The organism is Actinoplanes cyaneus (assembly GCF_016862095.1).
Lineage (GTDB): Bacteria > Actinomycetota > Actinomycetes > Mycobacteriales > Micromonosporaceae > Actinoplanes > Actinoplanes cyaneus.
The window spans coordinates 26,213-44,367 of the sequence record NZ_BOMH01000024.1; the positions used below are offsets into that span (position 1 = coordinate 26,213).

The following is an 18,155-nucleotide window of genomic DNA, read 5'->3' on the forward strand; positions in this document are numbered from 1 at the left end:
TTATCTGGGGGCTGCGAAGCTGTCCGGCGGACATTTCCGCGAGACCCATGGCGGTGCTCTCCGCCGCTCGCCGCCGGAGGTCCGGTGGTCCATGCGCGGGATGACGATGCTTCTCGCCAGGATTCCGGTGCTCCTCGCGGTTGACGGTGCTTTCCGCCATCCGTCCGGTTTGTCGGCCGGGCGGTGGTGCTTTTCTTCAGGAGGCCGGTGCCACTTGCCGGTGGGGAACCAACCAACGGGAGGGTAAGGCGTGCGGGTGCTTGTCGCCGAGGACGAGCGGATTCTGGCCGACACGATCGCCGAAGGGCTGCGGCGGTTCTCGATGGCCGTCGACGTGGTCTACGACGGTGACACTGCAGCCGAGAAGCTCGGCATCAACCGGTATGACGTCGCCGTCCTCGACCGGGACCTGCCCGGGCGCAGCGGCGACGACGTGTGCCGGATGATCGCCGGCTCGGACACCGGTACCCGGGTGCTGATGCTCACCGCCGCTGTCGGCATCCGCGATCGCGTCGAGGGCCTCGGGCTGGGTGCCGACGACTACCTGACGAAACCTTTCGCCTTCGCCGAGCTCGTCGCTCGGCTGCAGGCGCTGTCCCGGCGTTCGACCACCGCGTTGCCGCCGGTGCTCGAGCAGGACGGGGTGGTGCTCGACGTCACCCGGCACACTGCCGCCCGCGACGGCCTCGTGCTCTCGCTGTCGCCGAAGGAATTCGCCGTCCTGCACGTGCTGATGCGAGCCGGTGGTCGCATCGTCAGCGCCGAGGAGCTGCTCGAACAGGCGTGGGACGAGCACACCGACCCGTTCACCAACACCGTCCGGGTCACGATCATGACGCTGCGGCGCAAGCTCGGCGAACCGCCGCTGATCCACACCGTCCCCCGCGTCGGATACCGGCTGGGCTCATGACCGCCGGCTCACCCGCCCGGCGCATGCTGCTCGTCGGTGCTTTTCTTCTGATCGCCGCACAGTTCGTGCCGTGGGCGTCGGCCCGGTTCCTCGACCTGTGGTCGGATTTCGTGCCGCCGCTGTGTTCCCTGGAGCCGCTGGGCTCACCCGCCGAGAGCTCGTACCTCTGTATCCAGCTCTACCGGCATCCCAGCATCCCGCATGTGCTCATCCGGCTGCTGTTCGTGCTGCTCCTGGCCGCGGCGTGCGTGCCGCTGATCCGCTGGTGCCTGCGCCCCGTCCGCGACCTCGTCCCGCTGATCTCCGACGTCGGCCCGCAGAACCTGGGTCACCGACTGCGGCCCGGTTCCGGCTCCGGCGAGCTCGCTCGGCTGGGACGGGCGATCGACGACATGATGGACCGGATCGCCGTCGGCTACGAGGCACAGCGCCGTTTCGCCGCGGACGCGTCACATGAGTTACGGACGCCGCTGGCCGTTCAGCGGACGCTCATCGAGGTCAGCATGGCCCACACGCTCAGCGCCGACCAGGTCGACCTGCTCACCGCCCAGTTGCTGCAGACCAACGAACGCAACGAGCGGCTGATCGAGGGTCTGCTGGTGCTCAGCGAGAGCGATCGCGGGCTGATGTCCTCGACGCCGTTACGGCTCGACGAGATCACCGCGGCGGTCGTCGACGCGCACCGGAAACGGGCAGCCGAGGCCGGCATCACCATCACCACGCACCTGCGTCCGCGGGTGGTGCTCGGCGAGCAGGTGCTGCTGGAGCGCCTGGTCAGCAATCTGGTGCAGAACGCGGTCAAGTACAACCGGGAAGAAGGAACCATCGACGTACGGGTGGGCGACACGCCCGCGCTGACCATCGTCAACACCGGCGACGACATCCCGCCGGACGAGGTTTCCGCGTTGTTCGAGCCGTTCCGCCGGCGGACGGCCGCCCGCATCGACCACAGCGGCGGGGCCGGTCTGGGGCTGGCGATCGCCCGGTCGATCACGCGGGCGCACGACGGCACGATCGCGGCGTCCTCCACCGGCCAGGACGGTCTCCGTGTCGACGTGAGCTTCCCCCTGGTCGCCCAGTAGAGTCTGCCCTGATCAGCCTGCCGGTGCTCGCTTCCGCCGTGGTCTTCTCCGGCCGCCCCGGCTCGGTCCGGCGGATCGGTCCCGACCGTCGCAGCCGTCAGCCGGTCCGCAGGCGATCCCCCGGCCGCCGGCTCGCCGTTGACCACGGGAACGCCGCCGCGATCTCCCCGGCCGCCAGTCTCGTTGTTGACCACGAGCCGGAAGATCGCCTGCCTGCGCGGGTCGGCGAGCGCCCGAAGCACCTGGTCGGCCTTGCGATCCGTGCTCGATCACGAGAGACAGGTCAGCCGGCGCTCAGGTAACCGTCGACTAACGGAGCGACACGCACCCGAGGATTGAAAATAGTTCCCGCTTGGTCCACTCTGGTTGAAACTTTCCTTCGCACCTTCCCGGGAGCACGGGTGAAGGCTTCCACCACAACCAGCCGCGGCGGCCGATCCCTGGCCTACCGGGAGTGGACAGCGCCGGAGGTGAACGGCGGCGATGGTTACGGGGCCGGCATCGACAGCGACGACGTTCGCGGAGTGGACATCGATGACGAGAGTCTCCGCCGCTGGACCTCCCCGATGGTCGAACCCGGCTTCGCCGTGGCCGAGCTGGTGCCGTCATGGTCGGCGCGCACTCCCGGGAGCACGCGGATCATCGTGGAAGCGCGCGGCGTCACCGCGGCCGGAGCGCTCACCCGGTGGTACGACCTCGGGCACTGGTCCGAGCAGGAGCGCACCTCGATCACCGGCCAGGGTGACCAGGACGGACGGGTCGACACCGACACGCTGATCGCTGCCGCGGACGGCTGGACCGCCGCACAGCTCCGCATTACCCTGGTGCGGCCGCCCGGCTCGGCAGAGACTCCCCTGTTGCTGCGGGCCGGGCTGTTGCTGTCCGGGATCACCGTGGGCGTTCCGGAGGGTGAGCCGCCGGGACCGGGCTGCGGGGTGGTCCTGGACGTGCCGGCCTACGCGCAGTTCCGGCACGCGGACCACGGCGGGCGCGGCTGGTGCAGCCCCGCCTCGATCGCGATGGTGCTCGACTTCTGGGGCGTCGGGCCGGGGCCGGAGGAACTGGGCGAATGGCCGGCCGATCACCCCGACCCGCAGGTGGACCACGCCGCCACGCGGGTGCACGACCCCGCGTACGGATATGGGAACTGGTCCTTCAATGTCGCCCATGCCGCGCGGCGGGGACTGGTCGCTTTCGTGACCCGGTTGCGTTCGCTCGCCGAGGCCGAGCAGTTCATCGCGGTGGGGATGCCGCTGATCCTGTCCAGCAACGGTCACGTGGTGGTGCTGGCGGGCTTCACCGGCGACGGTGACCCGGTTCTGAACGATCCTGCCGCGAACACCAACGCCGGCGTGCGCCGGGTCGTCGGCCGGTCCGACTTCGAGCGTGCCTGGTTGTCCACCAGCCGTGGCATCTGTTACGTCCTGCACCCGCCGGCCGCCGAACGCCCGAACCGGAGCGACGCGGAGTCCAGCTGGTAGGTGCCCGGGCGGTGACCGGTTGCCCGCGGATGCTGACGGCTGACCGGGTCGGTCCGTCAGTCCGGCCGAACAACGGGGCCCTTCCGGTGGTGGCCGGGATACGTTCCTGATCCACCACGGGTGCGGCGACGACTCGCTCGGCGACTTCAGCACCCGGATGACGACCGGGTCTCAGTGGAGCTGGCCGGCGGCGAGGCCACTCTGGAACTGACGGTGGAAAAGAAGGTACGCGGCCAGGACCGGCAGCATCGCGATCGTCATGCCGGCGAAGAGGCCGCTGAAATCGCCCCGGTATCCCTCGTTCACCGCCAGCGCGGTGAGGCCCTGCGCCAGGACCCATTTACGTTCGGCGCCCTCGCCCTGCATCAGCACGATGGGCAGGACGTACTGATTCCACTGGAACAGGAAGTTGAAAATGGCGACGCCGACCAGACCGGGGCGCGCCATCGGCAGCATGACACTGAAGAACAGGCGGAAGTGCCCGCATCCATCGACCATGGCGGCCTCCGCGACCGATGTCGGCAGGGTTCGGAAGAACGCGGTCAGGAAGAACACCGTGAACGGCAGCGAATACGCGGCGTAGACCAGGGTCAGCCCGGGCAGCGTGCCGAGCAGTCCCAGGTTGCGGACCACGAAGAAGAGCGGGACCAGCGCGAGGAAAACGGGGAACATCATGCCGCCGGTGAAGGCGAAATAGACAATCCGGTTGCCCCTGAATCGGTACCGGGCAAGCACGTACGCCGCCATCGCCCCGAACAGCATCGTGATGGCAAGAGCGCCGGTTACCACGATCGCGCTGTTCAGGAAATAGCGTCCGATGTGCGCCTCGCCCCACGCGCGCGCCCAGTTGTTCCAGCGCAGTTCCGAGGGCAGGCTCCACGGATCGGTGAGAATCTCGTTGTCGCTCTTGAACGAGCTCAGCACCGCCCACACCAGCGGAAGCGTCGTGACCAGCGCCCAGCCGATCAGGAACAGGTGGGAGATGACCGGGACGGTGCGCTCGGTCTTCTGGTAGAAGGTTTCCGGCGGCGACTCGGGCGGGGTTTCGGTGAGAAGCGCCATCACAGCTCCACCCGTTCGCGGCGGGTCGCTCGAAGGAACATTACCGCCACGGTGAGAGTCAGGAAGAACATCGCCACGCCGATCGCCGACGCGTAGCCGAACTGCCCGTCACCGAACGCGGTCTTGTAGAGCCGCAGGCCGACCACGTCCGACGAGGAACCCGGTCCGCCGTTGGTGATGATCTGCACGATCGCGAAGCCGTCGATGGCGACGATCGCCAGGTAGACCCAGGCGACCTGGATGGTGTCCCAGAGCAGCGGCACGGTGATCCGGACGAGCGTGGTGACCCGGCTCGCGCCGTCGAGCAGCGCCGCCTCGTACAGGTCTCGTGGGATCGACTGCATCGCGGCGCCGAACAGGACCACGTAGAAGCCGACGTTCATCCAGATGAGCACGGCCAGCACGCACCAGAACGAGAACCGCGGATCACCGAGCCACGCCACCGCCAGCCCGTCCAGCCCGATCCCGCGCAGGAACCCGTTGATCATGCCGGTGTGCGGGGCGTACATCTCCTTCCACAGCACCCCGATGATCGCCACCGAGAGAACCTGAGGAAAGAAATAAACCACCCGATAGAAACCCGATCCGCGTACGCCGTGGACACCGGCCCGGTCCGCGCGGCCGCCGACACTGATCATCGAGGCGAAGAAGAGTCCCGCCACGATCGTCGCGACCGGGAGCAGCACGAGCAGCAACCCGTTGTGCTTCAGTGCGGTCCAGAAGTATCCGTCGCCGAGCAAGCGCCGGAAGTTGTCCAGCCCGACGAATTCGTACGCGGGAGAAAGCCCACTCCAGTCGGTGCCGGAGATCTGGAATGCCTGTGCGTACGGCGAGACGACGAAGATGCCGTACAGCAGCAGGGGTGGAATCAGGAAGACCGCGATGAACAGCCGCTTGCCCCACACGTCAGGCCCGCTTGTATTTCTTGATCGCGGGGTCCTTGGCGAACTCGTCGGCGGACTTCTGCACCCGGTCGCACCATTGGCTCGCGGTGATCCGCTTGGTGAAGAGCTCCAGGCTGGCAGCGTTGACCCGCTCGCGTTCGAGTTTGCGGTAATACGTCGAGTACAGCCACGTGAACGCGGAACCCTGGGACGCGTCGATCAGTTTCGTGACCGACGTCAGGCCGGGGCCGAGCGACAGTCCATCGGCGGCGCCGGTGACCGCGGTCAGGCTGCTGACCCGAGTGGTGAAGTCAGCGGCGGCCTTCTTGGAAAGCATGATCCGAAGGTATTCCATTCCACCCCGGACATTCTTGCCTTTGGCCGGGACGATGAACGGTTCACTGCCCGTGCCGCGGAACGCCCCGAACGGCAGCTTGTCGCTGGTGCCGAGGCTGGGCGTGGGCGCGACGGCCATGTCGAAGCCGGGCGGGGTGACCGACTTCTGCTCGTTCTCCAGCCAGGATCCGCAGGAGATGAACGCGGCGTGGCCCCGGCACCACTCGGTCTGCGACTGGATGTGGTCCATGCCTTCGGCGCCGGGTTGAAGAAAACCGTCGACGGCGAGTTGGTAGTAGGCGTCGGCGGCGGTTCTCACCGCGTCGTGCTTCCACGCGTTTGGCTCCAGGTTGTCGATCGCCTTGATCACCTCGATGCCACCGAGCTTGGCAGCCGCGGTCAGGATCGGCCAGCTCATGTAGCGGGCGTGTACCCCGGTGTAGGTCCACGGCGCGATGCCGGCCGCCTTGATCGTCCTGCACAGGGCGATCATGCCGTCCCAGGTCGTCGGATACTCCCAGCCCTTGGCGTCGAAGAGTTTCTTCGAGTACCAGATGCCGTAGGCCGAGTAGGCGTAGTTGACGGTGAGGAACTTTCCGTCGTACGAGCCGACGTCGACGATTCCCGGCAGCAACGTGTCACGGACCTTCTTGCCCGGATCGTCCAGGCTGGGCGCGTCGAGCAGCTCACCGAGGTCGGTCAGGGCACCCTGGGAGACCAGGCCGTTGAAGTCGATCTGGCTGCCGCCGGAGTTGTCGATCACGTCGGGCGGGTCGCCGGCCACGAACCGCGGCTGCAGGGTTTCGGCGATCTGCTGCGTTGCCGAGTGCTTGATCTCTGCTTTCGGGTAGCGCCCCCGGTACAGCGCCTCGTGTGCCTTGGCGTACTCCTCGCCGAAGCCCCCGTTGAAGATGACCACCTCGAGCGGTGCGTCCTCCTTGACGCCGAGCGGATTGTTCGCGCTGGTCGTGCCTTTGGCGTCGCCGTTCGTGGCGTCGTCGCCGCCCATCGCGCAGCCCCCGAGCGCGCCTGCGGCGGCGACACCCGCCGCGCCCTGGAGCAATCCGCGCCGGCTCAGTCTGTCCATGGTTCCGCTCCCGTTCCAGACGTTCTCGATGGTTGCCAGCCGTCGGCGGCAAGCCGGGTGCCGGGGCTGGCGAGGACCACGCCCTCTTCGACGACCCGGAGGTGGTCGAGCAGGATGCCCCGCCCCTGGGATCCGCTGTCGGTCCGATAGGTGAACCGCAGCTCGATGGTCCCCGGCGGCACGTCCACGGTGACCGTCCACCAACGCCGTCCGCCGAACCCGCTGACGGTTCCGTCACTCGTCGTCCCGGGCTTTCCGTCCTCGGCACCGAGGACCGGAGGTGAGAACTCCCGCGGGCCGACCGGGCAAGAAGTGATGGACAACGGCGTCCACGTCACGCCGTCGGACGAGGACTCGATGGTCAGCGTGTCGTGGACCGGCTCCGTGTCGTACCAGAGAAGGAAGGAACCTTTCGCCTTCTCGCCGGCCGCCTGCCGCAGCGGCGCGGTCAACGTCATCGCGGCGTTGTCACGGAGCTCGGTGCGCCAGGGAGTCCCTCCGCTCGGCTCGCGGATCGGGTGGGCGGCGGCGAAGGCGCGTGCGAGGGCGCGTCGTGCGACGGTGCTGGCGCCCCAGGCACGGTCGGGGTGGACCCGGTTGCTGAGCATGATGAGAAACGAGTGATCGAGCGGGTCGATCACGACGGAGGTGCCGGTGAACCCGGTGTGCCCGAACGTCACCGGCGAGGCCATCCCGTCCATGTACGAGTGCTTGGCGAGCTCGAAGCCCAGCCCGCGAGCGCTGTCCGGGAACTCCGGAAGGAGGTCGGCGTTGTAGTTGACCAATGCCTGGCGGATCATTCCTTCGGACAGGATCCGGTGGTGACGGTAAATTCCGCCGTCGAGCAGTGCCTGGCAGAGAATTGCCAGATCGTCGGCGGTGGAGAAGATTCCCGCGTGGCCGGCGGCGCCACCCAGCGCCCAGGCGTTCTCGTCGTGGACCGAGCCCCAGACCATTCCCCTGTTCACGTACGGCTGGTACTCCGTCGCGGCGATCCGATTCCGCAGCGACGGCGACGGGTTGTAGCCGGTGTCGCGCATGCCGAGCGGCCCGGTCACCCCGTCCCGGACGGCCTCGGCGAGGCTCTTGCCGGTGACCCGCTCGATCAGCACGCCGAGCGAGATGAGCCCGATGTCGGAGTAGACATACTGCCCGCCCGGTCTGGTCGCGGCGGTGACCGGCGTGGTCAGGGCCGCGGTGAGCCGTTCCCCGGGCGTCGGATAATGGGAGTAGAACGGCAGGAATGCCGGCAATCCGGACGTGTGGGTGAGCAGGTGCCGGACGGTGATCGTGGCCTTGCCGCCCGCCGCGAACTCCGGCACGTGGGTGGCAACCGGCTCGTCCAGACTCACCTTTCCGGCTTCGACCTGCTGCAACACGACGATGGTGGTGAACAGTTTCGAGATGGAGGCGAGATCCCACAGCGTGTCGGTCCGGGCCGGGATGCGCTCCTCGGGGGGCAGCTCGACGATGCCGGTGTCGTGGGCGGCGTAACGAACCGCGGCGCCGACCGCGAACCGGGAGACCACGATGCCGTGGTGTGCGGCGAGAACGGTGGCTCCGGCGTACGTCGGATGATCGGGATGATCCGGGGTGGGCCTCAGATAGGACGCGGCGATGTCGGGTAACGCGGCGACATGTTCCGTCAGCAGACCCGCCTGACGCGCGGTGCCGGGCCGCAGCACGTCATGCCGGAACATGAGGTCGCCCGGCGTCACCGTCACCGCGCCCACCGGCGAACCGGCCGCGAGCAGGGCGATCACGCAGGCCGGGCCAACCATCCACCACTTGTTCATCAACGCCTCTCCATACGTCGATTGGTAGAGGATGAATCTTTCTTTCATAACTTTCAAGTAGAGCGAAGGTTATTGCCAGGAGACGGCGACCCGGCTACCTTCGGTCACCATGCGAACGCGCCCGGTCGCTCTCCTCGCTCTCGCCGTGCTGAGCGCCGCGTTGTGCTCCACCCCGGCCTCCGCCTCGTCGCCGGCCGACGCGGTCCTGCGCCGGATGACCCTGCCCGAGAAGGTCGGCCAGCTTTTCACCGGTTACGTCTACGGTGGTGACGCGAAGACCGCCGCGGCCGACAACCGCCGGCTGTACGGCGTCGACACGCCGGCCGAGGTCGTCGCGAAGTACCACCTCGGCGGCATCGTCTACTTCTCCTGGACGAACAACCTCCAGAACCCGCGGCAGATCGCCACGCTCAGCAACGGGCTGCAGGCGGCAGCCACCGCCGGCAACGGCGTCCCGTTGACAATCTCCACCGACCAGGAGCACGGCGTGGTGTCCCGGATGCCGGCGCCGGCCACCCAGTTCCCCGGTGGCATGGCGCTCGGCGCCGGACGCAACCCGGCCGACGCCTACCGCACCGGGCAGGTCACCGGCGCCGAGCTGCGTGCGGTCGGCATCACGCAGGCGTGGGCGCCGGACGCGGACGTCAACGTGAACCCGGCGAATCCCGTCATCGGCGTGCGCTCGTTCGGCAGCGACCCGAGCCTGGCCGCCGCCCTCACCGCTGGTCAGGTGCTCGGCTTCCAGGTCGGCGCCGGCGAGTCGGCCGCCGCCAAGCACTTTCCCGGGCACGGCGACACCGCCACCGACAGCCACACCGGCCTGCCGGTCATCACGCACACCCGCGAGGAGTGGCAGCGCATCGACGCGCCACCGTTCCGCGCCGCGATCGCGGCCGGGGTCGACGCCATCATGAGCGCGCACATCGTGGTGCCCGCTCTCGACCCGGCCGGCGACCCGGCCACCCTGTCCAAACCGATCATCACTGGACTGTTGCGCGGCGAGCTCGGGTACCGCGGGGTGATCGTCAGTGATTCCCTCGAAATGGCCGGTGTACGTCAGAAGTACGGGGACGACCGGGTGCCGGTGCTGGCGCTCAAGGCCGGCGTGGACATGTTGCTCATGCCGCCCGATCCGCAGGTCGCGATCGACGCGGTGCTCGGCGCGGTGGCCTCCGGCGAGCTCACCGAGGAGCGCGTCGACGAGTCCGTGCGGCGGATCCTGGCGCTCAAGCAGAAGCGCGGGCTGCTGCGGTGGACGCCGGTGGATCCGGGGGCGGCGGAACTTTCCGTCGGCTCGGCCGGGCATGTCCGCGTGGCACAGGCGGTCACCGATCGGACGATCACCGCGATCCGCAATGACGCCGGGCTGCTTCCGTACTCGGCGGCGGGGAAGAAAATCTTCGTCACCGGGTGGAACTCGTCCGCGTACGGCACGGTGCCGGCGCTGGCCGAAGCGCTCGGTGCCGGTTCGTTGACCACCAACCTCCCGGACGACGCGAAGATCGCCGAGGCGGTTGCGGCAGCTTCGGCAAGCGACCTGACGGTGGTACTCACCAACAGGGCGTGGGACACCGGAGCCGCCGATCCGGGCGGCCGGCAGCAGGCTCTGGTGAAAGCGCTGGTGGCGACGGGAAGGCCGCTCGTTGTGGTGGCGGTTCGCGATCCCTACGACATCGCGTACCTGCCCGGTGTAACTACGTATCTAGCCACCTACAGCTACACGGAAGTGTCCATGAAGTCGCTCGCCAGGGTCCTGCTCGGTGCCATGCCGCCGCGCGGCAAGCTGCCGGTGGAAATTCCCGGCCTCTTCCCGTACGGACATGGTCTGACCTGGGACGCCACATGACTCGCCGTTCTTCACGAACCGTTCGCGCCGCCGGTGTTCCGGCTCTGGGAGCGTCCGACCGGCATCGGCCGGGCCTGATGGGGCGAGCCGGGTGAACCGGCGGAGTCTGCTTGCCGCCGGTGCGGGGACCGTGGCCGGACTGACCGGGGTCGCTTCCGGGCCGGCCGGGGCGAGCGGCGCGGGCCTGCCCGGGGCGAGCGGCGCGGGCCGGCCGGGGCATCCTTCCCGCGTTCCGGTGCAGACCGGGATGGACCGGCTCGCGGCCTCCGGCTGGGACGCGGTCAAGGGTGAGCGCATCGGCGTCGTCTCCAACCCGACCGGCGTCGACCGCGACTATCGCCATCTGGTCGACCGGATGCACGCCGACGGGGTCACCATCGGTGGCGTGTTCGGCCCCGAGCACGGGTTCCGCGGCTCCGCGCAGGCCGGTGGCAGCGAGGGCACCGGCACGGATGCCCGCAGCGGGCTGACGGTCTACGACGCCTACGGCGCCTCACAGGCCACCTGGGCGGAGATGTTCACCGCGGCCGGGGTGAAGACGATCGTCTTCGACATCCAGGACGTGGGCGCGCGCTTCTACACCTACATCTACACGCTGTACGACTCGATGGCCGCGGCTGCCCGGCTCGGCCTGCGCTACCTGGTCCTGGATCGCCCGAACCCGATCGGCGGACGCGCGTACGGGCCGATGATGACCGACGGTTTCACCTCCGGCGTGGGCCGCCTGTCGATCGTCCAGCAGCACGGGATGACGGCCGGCGAACTGGCCCGCTTCTACGACGGAGAATTCCTTCCGGCCGACGCGGGACGCAAGGTCGACGTGCGGGTCATATCGTGCCGGGGCTGGCACGGGCGGCTCTTCGCCGGGGACACCGATGTGCCGTGGGTGCTGCCGAGCCCGAACATGCCGACGCCGGACACCGCTGTCGTCTACCCCGGCACCGGCATGTTCGAAGGGGTCGCGACGCTTTCCGAGGGACGCGGCACCACGCGGCCGTTCGAGCTGATCGGTGGCCCGGACCTCGACTACCGATGGCGTGACCGGGTGGCGGGACTGGATCTGCCGGGCGTGGAGTTCCGCGAGGCGTACTTCACGCCGACCTTCAACAAGTTCGCCGGCCGGCTGTGCGCCGGCATCGAGGTGAAGGTTTCCGACCGATCGGTCTACGACCCCATCCGTACCGCGGTGGCCATGCTTGTCGAGGCGAGGAAGGAAACGTCCTTCGCGTGGCGGGTGGACGGCACCCGCTACTGGATCGATCTGCTGACCGGGTCGGCGCGGTTGCGCACGATGATCGACGCGGGCGCGTCCACGGACGACGTGACCGGCTCCTGGGCCGCCGAGTTGGCTGCCTTCGAGAAGCAACGCCGGCCGTACCTGCTCTACCCGCGGCCCGGCACGTGACAGCTGCCCCCGGTCAGCCGGGTATGCACCACCGACGCCACGGGGGCGCCGGTGAACCGGGCCACGGCCAGCGCGGCGGCGCCACCCGCGCCGTCGCGGGCCGGGCGTGGCTCGGTGCCGGTGCGCGCCAGGAGACCGGCGCGCACCGCCCGGCTGACCGGTCCGTCGTTGAGCAGCACCGAGCCGGCGATCACCGTCTCCGCGCCGGGCGGCGGCTGGACGCTGTCGAAGGTGTGCAGGAGGCGCTCGGCCGCCGCGGCGCAGATCCGTACCGCGATCGGGTCGCCGTCCTCCGCCGCGGCGCTGATCGCCGGCGCCAGCCGGCCGAGGGACGCCGGCGGCACGGAGAATCCTGCCTCGATCAGGGCCTGCGCCGTGCCCTCCCTGGTCGGGCCGGGGTCGATGCCGAAGTGCGCGCAGGCCGCGTGGACCAGCGCGGTGGGCTCGCCGCGGCCGTCGAGCGCCGCGAGGACCGCCCGCAGCCCTCGCACCGCGATCCACACCGCCGACCCCTCGTCGCCGAGCAGCCAGCCGTATCCGTCACACCGGCGCCGCACCGCGCCATCGGCAACGTGTGCGGCGAGCGCCCCTGTCCCGGCGAGCAGGAGCACCCCGTCGGGCGCCGCGGTGCCGGCCGCGTAGGCGACCTCGAGATCGGTCACCGTCACCATGCCGCCGGTCAGCCCCGCGTTCTGCCAGGCGCTTTCCGCCGCCGTACGGAAGAAGGCCTTTCCTGCGCCGGACGAGCCGGCGGCGCCGAGCACCCCGTGGACCACCGTCGATCGGTCCATCTCGCCGAGAGCGGCGGTGAGCGCTGTCCACAGGGTCTGGGCGATCTTCCCGCCACTGCTGTTACGGTTCGCTCCGCCGGCCGTACCGCGGCCCGCCACCACGCCGTCGAGGGTGGCGACCACACACCTCGTGGTCGTGGCCCCCGCGTCGACTCCGATCACCATGGCTGCGCCCATGAGTGAAGGATATTGACCATCGACATCAAGCAAAGGAAACTTTTATCCATGAGAGGCCGGAGGCTCTTTTCATGACGGGCCGTAAGCGCAGCACCTCCTCCTCGCCGCCGGCCGGTCGTCCCCAGGCCGAGACGGTGGTGCGGATCCGCGGCATGCTGCCGTCCCTGTCAGCGGCCGAGGCCCGGGTGGCCAAGGTGGTCATCGACGAGGCGGCCACCGCGTCGCTGCTGACCATCACCGAGCTGGCCGCGCACGCCGGTACCAGCGAGACCACGGTGATCCGGTTCTGCCGGTCGATCGGCTTCTCCGGATACACCCCGCTGCGACTGGCGCTCGCGACCGAGGCGGGTCGCGCCTCCGAGGCGGCCACCGGCGACGAACCGGTCGGCAGCGACATCAGCCCCGGTGACGACCTCGCCCAGGTCGTGAAGAAAATCGCCTTCGCCGACGCCCGAGCGGTCGAGGACACCGCCTCCCAGATCGACATCGCGGTCCTCGAGCATGTCGTCGAGGTGGTCGCCGACTCGCGGCGCGTGGACATCTACGGGGTGGGCGCGAGCGCGTTCGTGGCCGCCGACTTCCAGCAGAAACTGCACCGCATCGGCCGCATCTCGTATGCGTGGAGCGATCTGCACCTGGCACTGACCAGTGCCGCCCTGCTCGACAAGCGGGACGTGGCATTCGGCATCTCGCACACCGGCACCACCACCGACACCCTTGAGGCGTTCGCCGAGGCCAAGCGGCGCGGCGCCGTCACCGTCGCGCTGACCAACTTCCCCAAATCGCCGATCGCCAGGAACGCCGACCTGGTGCTGACCACCGCGGCCCGCGAGACCACGTTCCGCTCCGGCGCGACGGCCAGCCGGCTCGCCCAGCTCACCGTGATCGACTGTGTGTTCGTCGGCGTCGCGCAGCGCACCTACCAGGAGACCCGGCAGGCGCTGGACGCCACCTACGAGGCCGTCCGGGGCCGGCATCTCACACCGCCCACCCGAAGGAAAGCTTCGCCGCCGACCGGTCGCACACGGCGGGGGCGCGGGTGAGGCCCGTGGACGAGGCGCCGCTGGCGCGTACCGAGCAACGTAATCCCCGCAGCACCGCGATCGACCGGATGCCCACCCTGGAACTGCTCCGGCTGATCAACGGCGAGGACCGCCAGGTCCCGATCGCGGTCGCCGACGTACTGCCGGAACTTTCCGCCGCCGTCGAGCTGGCGGTGGCGGCGCTTTCCGCCGGGCACCGGGTGCACTACTTCGGCGCCGGCACCTCCGGGCGGATCGCGGTGCTGGACGCCGCAGAGCTGATCCCGACGTTCGGGCTGGAGCCGGACCGGGTCGTCGCGCACCTCGCCGGTGGCGTGCGGGCGCTGACCCGCCCGTCCGAGGCCGCGGAGGACGACGAGACCGAGGGTGCGTCGGCCGCCGGCGAGGTCGTGGCGGGTGACCTCGCGGTCGGGGTCACCGCCAGCGGCCGTACGCCGTATGTCCGCGCGGCGCTCGTCACCGCACGGGCCCGGGGTGCGCGCACCGTCCTGGTGTCGGCGAACCCGGCGTCGCCGATCGCGTCCGAGGTGGACGTGCACGTCGCGCCGGACACCGGACCCGAAGTGATCACCGGCTCCACGCGGATGAAGGCGGGCACCGCGCAGAAGCTGATCCTCAACGCGTTCTCGACAGCGACGATGGTCCGGCTGGGGCGGACCTACTCCAACCTGATGACCGACATGCTGGCCACCAACGCCAAGCTGCGCGACCGCCAGCTGCGGATCCTGTCCGAGGCGACCGGCGCCGAACCGGCCCGCTGCCGGGACGCCCTGGAGGCGGCCGGCGGCGACGCCAAGGTCGCCCTGGTCACGCTGGTCGCCGGCGTTTCCGCCGAGGCCGCCGCGCATGCCCTGACCGCGTCGAACGGCCATGTCCATCAGGCGCTGCTCACGCTGGACCGGCCCGTCACCGGTTAGACCTAGCTCCGCGGCCGGCCGGCCGGCCGGTGCATCACAACCGGCCGGCGGGCGCATCGCGGCGCATCACAACCAGCCGGCGGGCGCATCGCGGCGCATCACAACCAGCCGGCGGGCGCATCGCGGCAACCCACAGGCCCATCACAGCCAGCCGGCAGGGCTTTGTGCGCCGGACCGCGGGATCAGCGTCGGCATGCGCGCCGTCCTCGGCCCTCCGTCAGGTGGCTGGCACGTGTTCGCGAAGGAATCGCAGGATGCGGTCGGAGGTCGCCGGGTAGTCCGGATGCCCCCGATTCAAGTACTGACCATGCCCGGCCCCATGAAGCACGATGAACGTCTTCGGCCACGGAACGGCGTCGAAGGCGGCGCGGCCGGCCTCGATCGGCACCACCGGGTCCTCGTCGCCGTGCAGGAACAACAACGGTGCGGCCGGTCCGCCGAACGCGGTGCCGGGTCGCCGCCCGGCGATCGAGATCCCGGCCCGCAGCCCGCGCGGGTGTCCCGCCCGGAACAGCCCGAGTGTGGTGGTGCCGCCCGCCGAGAAACCCACCGCGGCCACCTGATCGCCGTCGAGATGGTCGGCGAGGTTGCCGGTGGTGATTTTCTTCAGCACGTACGCCGCGTCGTCGGATTGCCGCCCGATGTCGCCGGCGTCGATCCTTTTCACGTGGCCGTTCGTGTGCGGGTAGGCGGGCGCCGCGACGACGTATCCCGCTTCCGCCCACTCGGTGGCCAGCGGCGCGAACTGCTCGGGAAGCCCGCCGAGACCGTGGCTGAACAGTACGACCGGGTGTCTGCCCACGGCCATTCCGGCGCCGTTCGGCCCGCTCAGGAACCAGAGCGTGGTCGGCAGCGGCCGATCCTTCCCGCGGGCGAGCTGCACCACGCGGGTCACCACCCGGGGTCCGGTGCTCCCGCGCCCTTGAGCCCGGGCCTGCGGACCGGTGCCGCACCCGGCGAGCAGCACCGTCACCGCCGTCAGCACCGCCCCGAGTTTCCGCACATCGCGGACTCTAGGGAGCGGGCATCGACGGTCGCGACCCCCGGACGGGCGACAGCCGGTCCGCCGGGCGGGGCTCCGATTCCCCGGCCGGCGGGCCGGCGCGGCCGATCGGCGGTGGTGGCACCGGCTCGATGTCGACCGTCGCGTGCGGCGGGGCTGTCGAGATCGGGCCGGGTGGCCCATGGACAGCCCCGCACCGCGGACCGATCAGCGATCCGGACTACGCGGTGGTGCAGACCGTGCCGTTGAGCGTGAAGGTTTCCGGCAACACGTTCGGGCCGCTGTAGGAGCCGACGAAGCCGACGGTCGTCGACGAGCCCGCCGGCAGGCCGGTGTCGCTGGTGACACGCACGGTGCGACCGCTCTGCTGCCAGGTCGCGTTCCAGCCGCTGCTCACGCTCTGCCATCCGGTGGGCCAGGTGAACGCGAGCGTCCAGCCGTTGACCGGAGCGGCGCCGTTGTTGGTGATCTCCACCGAACCGACGTACCCGTTGCCCCAGTCGTTGGTGTCGCGGAACCTGACCGTGCAGGTGGAGCCGGCCGGGGTGCCGGTGGTGAAGGTCAGCGGCGGCGACGGCGGCGACACCCGCCCGGCGCCGTCACGGGCGAGCACGTTGATCGTGTACCGCTGTCCCGGCGCGAGGTTGTTCACCGGCAGGGAGGTCCCGCTGGTCTCGCCGAGCTGCTCGCTGATGCCGCCGTTCTGCCGGTACACCTCGTACTTCAGGCCGGCTCCGGCCGACGGGAAGGAAATTGTCGCCGTACGGTCGGTGACCGTCGCCGTGGGTTGCGCCGGTGCCGGCGGCGCGGCGGTGGCGACCCGGTCCGGGTGCAGGGTGACCAGCGCGATGGAGTACGGCGGTAACGTCTGTGCCGTCGCTGACCCGGCCGGCGCGGTGGTCACTCCCCCTGCACCGTTGGCGAAGGTTTCCACCACCGGGGTGGCGGTGCCCGGGGTGAAGCCGTTGTAGTGCAGCCCCACGGTGTGCGCGCCGTCCGGATCCTTGTTGATCAAAAGCACCGCCAGGTCGCCGTTGTCCCGGCGCACGGCATGGGCACTCACCAGCGCGTTGTCACTACCGGTCCCGACGAATCGGTCGCCGGTCCTCGCGAAGTCACCCATCAGCGAAAGTGCGTGGTAGGGCGCGAACGGCGTGTTCAGCGGCGGTTCACAGGCCGCCTTGTCAGCGGTGCAGGTCCCGCTGGAGAGCAGCCCGAAGTCGTTGTAGTCGGGCTGCCCGGCGACGGTGCCGGCCTTGTCCGGCCCGTTGTGCACGTTCCACCACTGGACGGTGAAGACACCCTGAGCGAGCAGCCCGCTGTACGCGTCGGCGAGGAAGAGCGCGCCGGGCTGCGTGTTGCGGCCGATGTCGACATTCGTCTCGGTCAGGCTGATGCCGATCCGGCCGGCGTCGTCACCGGCGTACTGCGAGATCTGGCGCCGCAGCTGGTAGATCGCGTCCTGGATGTGGGCGGTCCGGCCGAGGGCCTGCGCCGCATCCGTGCCGCCGGGGTACCAGTGCACGTCGACGAAGTCGATCGCCGCCCCGGCACGGGTGAGCACCTCCTGGTTCCAGGTGCCGTCGTCGCCCGCCGCCACGATGCCGTCCGGCCAGTTGCCCGGCATGGTCAGCACCGCACCGACCTTGATGCCCGGGTCGACGGCCTTCATCGCCTTGGCGTACGCGACCACGGTGGCGGCATATTCCTTCGGGCTCTTGTCGGTGTGGTCGTCGGCCTCCCACGCGGCGCCGTAGTGCCCGTTGCCGTAGTTCTCGTTGCCGATCGTCCAGTACTTGGCGTCGTAGCTTTTCGTCACGTTGGCGTAGCGCACCCAGTCGGCCGCCTCCTGCGCGGTTCCGGTGCCGTAGTTCGCGATGATCATCGGCGACGCCCCCGTCCGCTGGGCGCCGGCCATGAAGGTGTCGAAGTCGGTGCCGGGCGCGACGTAGCCGCCCGGCGCGGTGTGGTCCTTCCAGTGGTAGATGTCCGCGTAGGACCCGCCGGGGTAGCGGACCATCTGCACGCCGGCATCCTTGAGCAGGCCGGAAACGGCGGGCGTGCCGAGTTGCGAGTCCCAGATGGCGTGGTTGACACCGAGGGCGGTGGACCCGACGGTGGCCAACCCGGCGCGGGCGTCGACGTCGACGCGGACGTCCGCGGCGCTCGCCGCTCGGTAAGAAGCACCGGGATGGGTGGTGGCGGCAACGGCGGCCGGTGGGGCGCCGGCTACGGCGGTGACCAGCGCGAGCAGGACGGTGCTCGCGAAGGTTCGCCGATGAAGTGTGACATGCATGGGGATCTCCACAGGACGACGAGATTGGGAGCGCTCCCA

At 69.8% G+C, this 18,155-nt stretch carries 14 protein-coding genes; 7 read left to right on the forward strand and 7 right to left on the reverse strand.

What is annotated here, in order from left to right:
• Positions 1 to 250: 250 nt before the first annotated feature.
• From Acy02nite_RS15770 to Acy02nite_RS15780, 3 genes are all read left to right on the forward strand, one after another.
• On the forward strand, positions 251 to 910 hold the full coding sequence (locus Acy02nite_RS15770) for a response regulator transcription factor (RefSeq protein ID WP_203741265.1): 660 nt from the start codon (positions 251 to 253) through the stop codon (positions 908 to 910).
• A complete protein-coding gene (locus Acy02nite_RS15775) occupies positions 907 to 1,992 on the forward strand; it encodes a sensor histidine kinase (protein WP_203741266.1) in 1,086 nt (361 codons plus the stop codon). The genes Acy02nite_RS15770 and Acy02nite_RS15775 overlap by 4 nt, the downstream gene beginning before the upstream one ends.
• A gap of 401 nt (positions 1,993 to 2,393) precedes the next feature.
• Complete coding sequence (locus tag Acy02nite_RS15780) at positions 2,394 to 3,473, forward strand: C39 family peptidase (RefSeq protein ID WP_239174875.1); 1,080 nt, start codon at positions 2,394 to 2,396, stop codon at positions 3,471 to 3,473.
• A gap of 171 nt (positions 3,474 to 3,644) precedes the next feature.
• Here Acy02nite_RS15780 and Acy02nite_RS15785 read toward each other — a convergent pair whose 3' ends face one another.
• The 4 genes from Acy02nite_RS15785 to Acy02nite_RS15800 are packed head-to-tail and all read right to left on the reverse strand — an operon-like array spanning position 3,645 to position 8,686.
• Positions 3,645 to 4,535, reverse strand: coding sequence for a carbohydrate ABC transporter permease (locus tag Acy02nite_RS15785; protein ID WP_203741268.1), 891 nt, complete (start codon positions 4,533 to 4,535; stop codon positions 3,645 to 3,647).
• A complete protein-coding gene (locus Acy02nite_RS15790; RefSeq protein WP_203741270.1) occupies positions 4,535 to 5,440 on the reverse strand; it encodes a carbohydrate ABC transporter permease in 906 nt (301 codons plus the stop codon). The genes Acy02nite_RS15785 and Acy02nite_RS15790 overlap by 1 nt, the downstream gene beginning before the upstream one ends.
• A gap of 1 nt (position 5,441) precedes the next feature.
• A complete protein-coding gene (gene ngcE, locus Acy02nite_RS15795) occupies positions 5,442 to 6,842 on the reverse strand; it encodes an N-acetylglucosamine/diacetylchitobiose ABC transporter substrate-binding protein (RefSeq protein WP_203741272.1) in 1,401 nt (466 codons plus the stop codon).
• Positions 6,830 to 8,686, reverse strand: coding sequence for a serine hydrolase domain-containing protein (locus Acy02nite_RS15800; protein ID WP_203741273.1), 1,857 nt, complete (start codon positions 8,684 to 8,686; stop codon positions 6,830 to 6,832). Before Acy02nite_RS15800 ends, ngcE begins: the two co-directional genes overlap by 13 nt.
• A 61-nt stretch (positions 8,687 to 8,747) precedes the next feature.
• Here Acy02nite_RS15800 and Acy02nite_RS15805 point away from each other — a divergent pair, with 61 nt between their 5' ends.
• A complete protein-coding gene (locus Acy02nite_RS15805) occupies positions 8,748 to 10,484 on the forward strand; it encodes a glycoside hydrolase family 3 protein (RefSeq protein WP_203741274.1) in 1,737 nt (578 codons plus the stop codon).
• Between the two features lie 91 nt (positions 10,485 to 10,575).
• A complete protein-coding gene (locus Acy02nite_RS15810) occupies positions 10,576 to 11,889 on the forward strand; it encodes an exo-beta-N-acetylmuramidase NamZ family protein (protein WP_239174877.1) in 1,314 nt (437 codons plus the stop codon).
• Here the strand turns inward: Acy02nite_RS15810 and Acy02nite_RS15815 are convergent.
• On the reverse strand, positions 11,868 to 12,857 hold the full coding sequence (locus Acy02nite_RS15815) for an N-acetylglucosamine kinase (RefSeq protein ID WP_203741276.1): 990 nt from the start codon (positions 12,855 to 12,857) through the stop codon (positions 11,868 to 11,870). The two genes, Acy02nite_RS15810 and Acy02nite_RS15815, sit on opposite strands and share 22 nt — an antisense overlap.
• A gap of 71 nt (positions 12,858 to 12,928) precedes the next feature.
• Here Acy02nite_RS15815 and Acy02nite_RS15820 point away from each other — a divergent pair, with 71 nt between their 5' ends.
• Positions 12,929 to 13,900: a MurR/RpiR family transcriptional regulator gene (locus Acy02nite_RS15820; protein WP_203741278.1), complete on the forward strand. Its 972-nt coding sequence runs from the start codon at positions 12,929 to 12,931 to the stop codon at positions 13,898 to 13,900.
• Positions 13,901 to 13,905: 5 nt separating this feature from the next.
• Complete coding sequence (gene murQ / locus Acy02nite_RS15825; RefSeq protein ID WP_307872281.1) at positions 13,906 to 14,817, forward strand: N-acetylmuramic acid 6-phosphate etherase; 912 nt, start codon at positions 13,906 to 13,908, stop codon at positions 14,815 to 14,817.
• A gap of 217 nt (positions 14,818 to 15,034) precedes the next feature.
• Here the strand turns inward: murQ and Acy02nite_RS15830 are convergent, their stop codons facing one another.
• Together Acy02nite_RS15830 and Acy02nite_RS15835 are read right to left on the reverse strand one after the other, a co-directional pair.
• Positions 15,035 to 15,820 (reverse strand): alpha/beta hydrolase family protein, encoded by a 786-nt coding sequence (locus Acy02nite_RS15830; RefSeq protein ID WP_203741281.1) that lies wholly within the window; start codon positions 15,818 to 15,820, stop codon positions 15,035 to 15,037.
• Between the two features lie 220 nt (positions 15,821 to 16,040).
• Positions 16,041 to 18,116 carry a cellulose binding domain-containing protein gene (locus Acy02nite_RS15835; protein ID WP_203741282.1) on the reverse strand — a complete coding sequence of 692 codons (2,076 nt, stop codon included), beginning with the start codon at positions 18,114 to 18,116 and terminating at the stop codon, positions 16,041 to 16,043.
• Between the last annotated feature and the right edge of the window lie 39 nt (positions 18,117 to 18,155).